Origin of the sequence: Kitasatospora putterlickiae (assembly GCF_039527695.1) — a bacterium.
In the GTDB taxonomy this organism is placed as follows: Bacteria; Actinomycetota; Actinomycetes; order Streptomycetales; family Streptomycetaceae; genus Kitasatospora; species Kitasatospora putterlickiae.
The window spans coordinates 1-5,486 of the sequence record NZ_BAAAKJ010000061.1 but is presented as its reverse complement, the minus strand read 5'-3'; the positions used below and the strand labels follow the sequence as shown (position 1 = coordinate 5,486).

General features: G+C 73.3%; 6 protein-coding genes. 3 read left to right on the top strand and 3 right to left on the bottom strand.

Annotated features, from left to right (window positions below):
• The coding region (gene hutH, locus ABD308_RS06875) for a histidine ammonia-lyase (RefSeq protein ID WP_344329188.1) at positions 1-1,469 on the bottom strand (1,469 nt) is incomplete at its 3' end.
• A gap of 79 nt (positions 1,470-1,548) precedes the next feature.
• Between hutH and ABD308_RS06870 the strand changes: the two genes are divergently transcribed.
• Complete coding sequence (locus ABD308_RS06870; RefSeq protein WP_344329180.1) at positions 1,549-2,400, top strand: DUF4365 domain-containing protein; 852 nt, start codon at positions 1,549-1,551, stop codon at positions 2,398-2,400.
• Positions 2,401-2,493: 93 nt separating this feature from the next.
• Positions 2,494-3,318, top strand: coding sequence for a formate dehydrogenase accessory sulfurtransferase FdhD (fdhD, locus tag ABD308_RS06865; protein WP_344329276.1), 825 nt, complete (start codon positions 2,494-2,496; stop codon positions 3,316-3,318).
• Positions 3,319-3,328: 10 nt separating this feature from the next.
• Here fdhD and ABD308_RS06860 read toward each other — a convergent pair whose 3' ends face one another.
• Complete coding sequence (locus ABD308_RS06860) at positions 3,329-4,519, bottom strand: macrolide family glycosyltransferase (RefSeq protein WP_344329168.1); 1,191 nt, start codon at positions 4,517-4,519, stop codon at positions 3,329-3,331.
• Positions 4,520-4,646: 127 nt separating this feature from the next.
• On the opposite strand from ABD308_RS06860, the gene ABD308_RS06855 reads away from it, so the two are divergent.
• Positions 4,647-5,246 carry a TetR/AcrR family transcriptional regulator gene (locus ABD308_RS06855; RefSeq protein WP_344329160.1) on the top strand — a complete coding sequence of 200 codons (600 nt, stop codon included), beginning with the start codon at positions 4,647-4,649 and terminating at the stop codon, positions 5,244-5,246.
• A 14-nt stretch (positions 5,247-5,260) separates the two neighbouring features.
• Here the strand turns inward: ABD308_RS06855 and ABD308_RS06850 are convergent.
• The coding region (locus ABD308_RS06850; protein WP_344329153.1) for a hypothetical protein at positions 5,261-5,486 on the bottom strand (226 nt) is incomplete at its 5' end.

Genomic DNA, 5,486 nt, shown 5'->3' with positions numbered 1-5,486 from the left:
CCCTCCACCCCCGCGGCGCGGGCGGCGGCGAGCGCGGCGGCGGTGGCCGGGGCGAGGCCGCCGCTGGCGCCGGCCTGCCGGCGGATCTCCAGGGCGCGCGCGGCGGCGGTGAGTTCGACGGCGAGGATCCGGCCGAGGTTCTCCACCGCCTGGCGCAGCTTGCGGGCGGCGGACCAGCCCATCGAGACGTGGTCCTCCTGCATGGCCGAGGAGGGGATCGAGTCCACCGAGGCCGGCACGGCGAGCCGCTTGTTCTCGCTGACCAGCGCCGCCTGGGTGTACTGGGCGATCATCAGACCGGAGTCCACGCCCGGGTCGTCGGCCAGGAAGGCCGGCAGGCCGTGCGAGCGGGCCTTGTCGAGCAGCCGGTCGGTGCGGCGCTCGGAGATCGAGCCGAGGTCGGCGGCGGCGATGGCGAGGAAGTCCAGCACGTAGGCGACCGGGGCGCCGTGGAAGTTGCCGTTGGACTCCACCCGGCCGTCCGGCAGCACCACCGGGTTGTCGACCGAGGCGGCCAGTTCGCGGGAGGCGACCAGTCGGGCGTGCGCGAGGGTGTCGCGCCCGGCGCCGGCCACCTGCGGGGCGCAGCGGATCGAGTAGGCGTCCTGGACGCGCGGGGCGTCGTCCTGGTGGTGGCCGGTCAGGCCGGAGTCCTTGAGCACGGCCAGCATGTTGGCGGCGGACAGCGCCTGGCCGGGGTGCGGGCGGATCGGGGCGTGCAGCTCGGGGGCGAGCACCTTGTCGGTGCCGAGCAGCGCCTCCAGGCTCATCGCGGCGGTGATGTCGGCGGTGGTGAACAGGCGCTGGAGGTCGGCGACGGCCATCACCAGCATGCCGAGCATGCCGTCGGTGCCGTTGATGAGGGCGAGGCCCTCCTTCTCCAGCAGTTCGACGGGCTCGATGCCGGCGGCGGCGAGCAGCTCGCCGGCGGGCTTCTCGACGCCGTCGGGGCCGGTCGCCACGCCCTCGCCCATCAGGGCGAGCGCGCAGTGCGAGAGCGGCGCGAGGTCGCCGGAGCAGCCGAGCGAGCCGAACTCGCGGACCACCGGGGTGATCCCGGCGTTGAGGATCGCGGCCATGGTCTCGGCGACCAGCGGGCGCACGCCGGTGCGGCCGCTGGCGAGGGTCTTCATCCGCAGGAAGATCAGCGCGCGGACCACCTCGCGCTCGACCGCCGGGCCCATCCCGGCGGCGTGCGAGCGGACCAGCGAGCGCTGCAGCTGGGCGCGCAGCTCGGGGCTGATGTGCCGCACGGCGAGGGCGCCGAAGCCGGTGGACACGCCGTAGACGGGGCGCGGTTCGGCCGCGAGGGCGTCGATCCGGGCGCGCGAGGCCGCCATCTCGGCGAGCGCGTCGGGGCCGATCTCGACCCGGGCGTTCCCCCGGGCGACGGCCAGCACGTCCTCGGCGCTGACGTCGGCCTTGCCGACCTGGACGAGCGGCGCGTGGGGGGCCGCAGCACTGTGCATATCCATATGCATCATCTCACCAGGTGAATGAAGATATGACAACCATGGAACCGTCACAGCATGGCGCTACCTTGCCCTCATGACCAAGGTGCCCGAGAGCCGCCGAACCGAGCGCGCCGCCGTGAACGCCGTCCGCTCCCTGCTGGAACGCGCCGGCCACATCGTGAATGAGATCGACGGATCCAACGACTTCGGCGAGGACCTCTACGTCACCTTCGCGCATCACGACCGCCGGATGCCCTACAGCATCGCCATTCAGGTGAAGGGCGGGCGCTCGTTCCGCCGCCGCCGGGGCTTCTCGGTTCCGGTCGGGTCGCACACCGACGAGTGGCGCGACAGCAACATTCCGGTGATCTGCGTCGTACACGACCCCGACGATGACGCCCTGTACTGGGCCAACGCAACCCAACAGCTCCGGTCCGCCCGGACCGGAGGCCGGGAACTTCGCACCATCCGCATACCGGCGGACGCAGCCCTGACGGACGACACCGTCGAGTCCGCCGTCCGCCAGTGGCAGCACTACGTCCGCAACTCCCGCGGTCTACACGCTTTCCTCTCCGATCTCACCGGACAAAGCTTCGACCTGGGCGACTACCTCTCGTACTTCGTCAACGAGCACGGCGAAGAGGCGGTGTTCCAGCAGCGCGCGGGCGAAGTGTACGCCATGCTCTGGCACCGCGACCTCGACTGGGAGCCCCACCGCGTACACCCGAACGACCTTGGCTCGCTGCGCAGCCTGATCACGCCGGAGATCCTCGCCCGCATCGCCCCGACGGCGAGCCCGGACCTCCTCGCGCAGGCCTTGGCTCACCCGATGATGGAGATGCCCCTGATGGGCACGATCATCATCGACGAGGCCGAGCGCTCGTGGCTCACTGCCTGCTTCCGGGCCAGCGACTGGGTACGAGGCCTGGCCGCCACCCGGGTCTGACCCGAATTTTCGAATACTCCGCCCGGTGGCGCACGCTGTGGGGAGGCGGACGGCGAGGCGCCGGGCGTGGCGGAGCGAGAGGTGGACCAGGCGATGACGCGGGCGACGGCACGGCGGCGGGTGCTCCGGCTGCGCGGGGACGGGCGCAGCACCCGGCCGGACGCGCTGGCCGCCGAGGAACCGCTGGAGATCCGGCTCGGCGGCGAGCCGCTCACCGTCACCATGCGCACCCCCGGCCAGGACTTCGACCTGGTGGCCGGCTTCCTGGTCGGCGAGGGGCTCGTGCACGCGGCCGAGGACCTCGCGGCGCTGCGCTACTGCGCCGGCACCGACGAGAACGGCGCCAACACCTACAACGTGGTCGACGCGACGCCGCGCGGCGGCGCCCGGGCGCTGCCGCTCTCCGCCCACCGCAACCTGCTCACCACCAGCGCCTGCGGCCTGTGCGGCCGGGACACCGTGGACGCCGTGCGCACCCATGTGCGCCACCCGGTCGGCGAGGACCCGCTGACCGTTCCGCCTTCCCTGCTGTACGGACTGCCGGACCGGCTGCGCGCCGCCCAGCGGACCTTCGACTCCACCGGCGGCCTGCACGCGGCCGGCCTGTTCGACGGCCGCAGCGGCGAGCTGCTCTGCGCCCGCGAGGACGTCGGGCGGCACAACGCGGTGGACAAGGTGGTCGGCTGGGCGCTGCGCGAGGACCGGCTGCCGCTGACCGGGCACGTGCTGCTGGTCAGCGGCCGGGCCTCGTTCGAGCTGACCCAGAAGGCCGCGCTGGCCGGGGTGCCGCTGCTGGCCGCGGTCTCGGCGCCGTCCTCCCTGGCCGTGGACCTCGCCGAGGAGCTGGGCCTGACCCTGGTCGGCTTCCTGCGCGGCGAGGGCGCCAACGTCTACACCCGCCCCGACCGGATCGGCTGACCGCCCCGCCTCACCTCAGCTCCGCCTCGACCAGGTCCGCCGCGCGCGCCGTGCCGCCCTCGGCCCGGACCCCGGCGCGCAGCCCGGCGAGGCGTGCGGCCACCGCCGGGTCGCCGGTCACCTCCAGCAGCGCGGCGCGCAGCGCTTCGGCGGTGGCGTCCTCGGTGTCCAGCCGCCGGGCCACGCCGAGCCCCACCAGCGAGTCCGCGTTGGCGAACTGGTCGACGGCCTGCGGCACCGCGATCATCGGCACCCCGTGGTACAGGCCCTCACTCGCGCCGCCGGTGCCGGCGTGGGTGACGAAGGCGTCGGCCTGCTCCAGCACGTCGAACTGCGGCACCCAGCGGTGCACCTCGACGTTGGCCGGCACCTCGCCCAGCGCGGCGAGGTCGGTGGTCCGGCCGATCTGCAGGACCACGTGCCAGCCGGGCAGACCGCCGAAGGCCCCCAGGCACTCCCGGTAGAAGGCGGGCCGGTCGGTGAAGGCCGAGCCGAGCGAGACCAGCAGCACCCGCTCCGCGTCGGCGGGCCGCTGCCAGCGACCCTGGTGCGAGCGGTCGCCGAAGCACTGGCCGACGAAGGTGATCCGCTCGGGGTCGACCCGGTCGGCGTTGGGCTGCAAGGCCTTCGGGATCAGCGCGAGCGCGCGGTCCGGGCGGTTCTTGAACCGCTCGACGTCCCGCTCGGCGGCACCGGTCCGGGCCAGCCAGTCGCCGAACCGCCGGTAGTGCTCGGGGCCGCCGGGGCCGGTGCGGAGCGTCTCGAAGAACTCGGCCATGTCCTGCTCGATGCCCTCCCAGCCGACCATGGTGGGCGAGAGCTGGACCACCGGTACGCCGTTGGCCTCGGCCACCGCCCGCGCGGCGAAGGCGCCGATGTCGTAGAGCACGAGGTCGGGCCGGTCCTCGGCGAAGAGCTTCTGGAGGACGGGGGTCATGGCGAGGGCGTCGTCGAGGAAGACGTCCTGGACGGCGACCGGGTCCTCGGGCCAGCCCGAGGAGTCGCCGGTGTCCGGCAGCGCCGTCGGGTACGGGACGAGGGTGGCACCGGTGGCGGCGACGGTCCCGGCGAAGGAGGGGTCGTTGACGTAGCTGACCCGGTGGCCCCGGGCGACGAGCTCGGTGATCAGGGCGAGGCTCGGGTTGACGTGGCCGTGCGCCGGGATGGAGACCATGGCGAGGTGGGCGGCGGAGCGGGGCATCCGGGTGTTTCCTTCCCGAGGTACGAGACGAGACGGTTCGTCTCGCTGACGTTCCACAAGAATGCACCCATCGGGCCCTTCCGTCAAGACGATACGGATCGTCTCGTCAGCTCATAGGATGGCGTCCATGGCCAGACAGCAGAACGCCCCCGACCCCAGCCGCCGCAGCGAGCAGAGCCGCACCGCGATCCTCACCGCCGCGGCGGGGCTCGTCGCCGAGATCGGCTTCGGCAAGGTCACCATCGAGAAGATCGCCGCCCGGGCCGGCGTCGGCAAGCAGACCATCTACCGCTGGTGGCCGTCCAAGGGCGCCGTCGTGTTCGACGCCTTCCTCGCCGCCAACGAGAACGCCTCCGGCGGCCTCGCCCTGCCCGACACCGGCGACCTCGGCGCGGACCTGCGCACCGTCCTGCGGCTCACCGCCCTTGAACTCGACGACCCCGCCTTCGACCGGACCGGACGCGCCCTGACCGCCGAGGTCCTCACCGACCCCGACCTGCTGCGCGAGTACCGCCAGCGGCTCCTGGACCCGCTGCTGGAGGTCACCCGCGACCGTCTGCGCGCCGCCCGGGACGCCGGACAGCTGCGGGCGGACGCGGACCTCGACCTCGCCGTCGAACTCCTCTACGGCCCGCTGTACTACCGCTGGCTGCACGGGCTCGGCCCGCTCGACGCCGGCTACGCGGACCAGGTGGTCGCGGCGGTGCTCGGCGCACTCGGCGGCTGAGCCCGGACGAGGGCTCAGGACCGGCGGCGGCGCAGCACCAGCACCACGGCGATGACCAGCACGATCACCACCAGCACCGCGACGGCGCCGATGACCAGTCCGAGGAACCTGCCCAGGCCCTTCTTCTTCTTTTTCTTCTTCTTGGACTTGTCCTTGTCCTTGGACGTGTCCGCGGACGCGGCCAGCCGCACGGTGTCGTGCCGGTCCGCCGCCGCCCCGGCCCCGGCTCCGGCCCCGGCC

Coding starts and splice junctions, on each gene's coding strand:
- ABD308_RS06870 (WP_344329180.1), top strand. CDS start 1,549: ATGACCAAGGTGCCCGAGAGCCGCCGAACCGAGCGCGCCGCCGTGAAC.
- fdhD (WP_344329276.1), top strand. CDS start 2,494: ATGACGCGGGCGACGGCACGGCGGCGGGTGCTCCGGCTGCGCGGGGAC.
- ABD308_RS06860 (WP_344329168.1), bottom strand. CDS start 4,519: ATGCCCCGCTCCGCCGCCCACCTCGCCATGGTCTCCATCCCGGCGCAC.
- ABD308_RS06855 (WP_344329160.1), top strand. CDS start 4,647: ATGGCCAGACAGCAGAACGCCCCCGACCCCAGCCGCCGCAGCGAGCAG.